Annotated in this window: 1 protein-coding gene; it reads right to left on the reverse strand. The window is 46.4% G+C overall.

The genetic code is table 11. The annotated features are described in order from the left end of the window. Positions 1 to 2,179, reverse strand: a 2,179-nt coding sequence (locus tag F6K13_RS12865; protein WP_287287560.1) for an Ig-like domain-containing protein, incomplete at both ends; no start/stop codon positions are given.

Raw genomic sequence — 2,179 nt, forward strand, 5'->3', positions numbered from 1 at the left:
GATCATCTACTTCTAAGGTGGTCTGAATTCCTGGAGTCTCTGGGTTGAGGTCAATAGAAGTCAGGTCTATAGGAGTATCGTTATCAGCGATATTCAGAGTTACAGGAGTATCAATAGGAGTTGTGGCACTGTCATCCTCTAGGTCGCCAAAAACATCAATAGAAATATTGGCAGGTTCTAAAGGGTTACCATTAGGGTTATTGGCCACATAAGGAATACTCACAACTCCTATAAACCCTGGAGAAGGAGTGAAAGTTACATTACCTTGATCATCTACTTCAAAAGTACCTTGATCATCTACTTCTAAGGTGGTCTGAATTCCTGGAGTCTCTGGGTTGAGGTCAATAGAAGTCAGGTCTATAGGAGTATCGTTATCAGCGATATTCAGAGTTACAGGAGTATCAATAGGAGTTGTGGCACTGTCATCCTCTAGGTCGCCAAAAACATCAATAGAAATATTGGCGGAGTTAGAAACTGCACCACTACTATCTTGGACTGTATAACTAATCGGAGTTGTCTGACCTGTAAAACCTTCTACTGGAGTAAAGGTGAGGTTTCCCTCATCGTCTATAGTGTATGTACCTTCTCCTGGTTGTGTGAAGGTAGTCTCTTGTTCTGGGGTACTGGGGTCTAAGTCTACGGTGCTTGTGTCTATTGTCGTCTCTGGGTCACTATCATCATCGGTAATGTTGAAGGTTACTGGTTGCCCTTCTATTGTGGTGCTGCTGTTGTCTGTTGCTACTGGTGGTAGGTTTACCACTTCCACTGTGATATTGGCATTGTTTGATGTATTGCTGTTGTTGTCGTCTACAGTATAGGGTATTGTGACAACTCCGATGAACCCTTCTACTGGTGTAAAGGTCAGGTTGCCGTTTTCATCTACTTCAAAAGTACCCTGGTCTGATAGTTCTAATAATGTTGTTTGGTTTCCTGGTGTTGTGGGGTCAATGTCGATGGTGCTGGGGTCTACTTCTCCTTCAAGGTCGATGTCGTTGTTGGTGATGTTGAATGTTACTGGTTGGTCAATAAAGGTGTTGGCAAAGTCATCGGTAGCTATGGGAGGACTGTCAATTACTTCTACGATGATATTAGCTGCGTTGGTGACGCTGCCTGCGGTATCTTTTACGGTGTAAGGAATTGTGACAACTCCAATAAACCCATCTGTGGGAGTAAAGGTGACAATTCCTTCTTGGTCTACTTCAAAGGTGCCTTGGTCTACTGTGAGTATTGTTTCTTCTAGTAGTTCTGTGGTGCTGGGGTCGAGGTCGATAGTTCCTGGTTCTATGTCTTCTCCTGCTTCGGCGATGTCGTTGTCTGTGATGTTGAAGCTGACTGGTGTGTTGATGACTGTGCTGGCATTGTCGTCGCTTGCTGCTGGCCGTATTTCTGTGACTGTGACTGCGATTTCGGCTGTATTTGAGAGTTCGCCATTGTTGTCGGCGACTGTGTAGGTGATGGGTGTTACTTCTCCGAGGAAGTCGGCAACTGGTGTGAATGTGATGTTGCCATTATCGTCTATTTCAAATGTGCCTTGAGCTTGTTGTGTGAAGGTGGTTTGTCTGCCTTCTGTGTTGGGGTCTAGGTCTACTGTGGTTAGGTCTAATGTGCCGTCACTGTCTGTGTCGTTTTCGCTGATGTTGAAGGTGACTGGTATATTTACTCCGGTGTTGGCGTTGTCGTTGGTTGCTACTGGTGGTGTGTTGATGACGGCGATGGTGATGTTGGCACTGTTTGAGAGTTCGCCGTCGTTGTCGTTGACTGTGTAGGGGATGGTTGCTTCTCCTACGAAGTCTGGTTCTGGTGTGAATGTGATGTTGCCATTATCGTCTATTTCAAATGTGCCTTGTTCGGGGATGACTCTGGTTTTTTGCTCTCCTGGTGTGTCGGGGTCTAGGTCTATGGTGCTGGGGTCGATGTTGCCGTCTATGTCGTTGTCGTTGTCTGTGATGTTGATGGTTACTGGCTGGTTTTTGAGTGTTGTGCCGTTGTCGTTGTTGGCTACTGGGGGTTGGTTGGAGATTATAGCGATGTCTGTGCTGCCGGCTACGGTTGCTGTGCCGTCGCTGACACTATATGTGAAGTCTCCTGGGTCGTCTGTGCCGTTGTAGTCGGCGGGGGCGTCGTATTGTAATGTTGTGAGTTGGGCTGGTGTTAATACCTGGTTGTTGGTGACTGCTGT

Source organism: Okeania sp. SIO2B9, from assembly GCF_010672505.1.
GTDB classification, from domain to species: Bacteria; Cyanobacteriota; Cyanobacteriia; order Cyanobacteriales; family Microcoleaceae; genus Okeania; species Okeania hirsuta.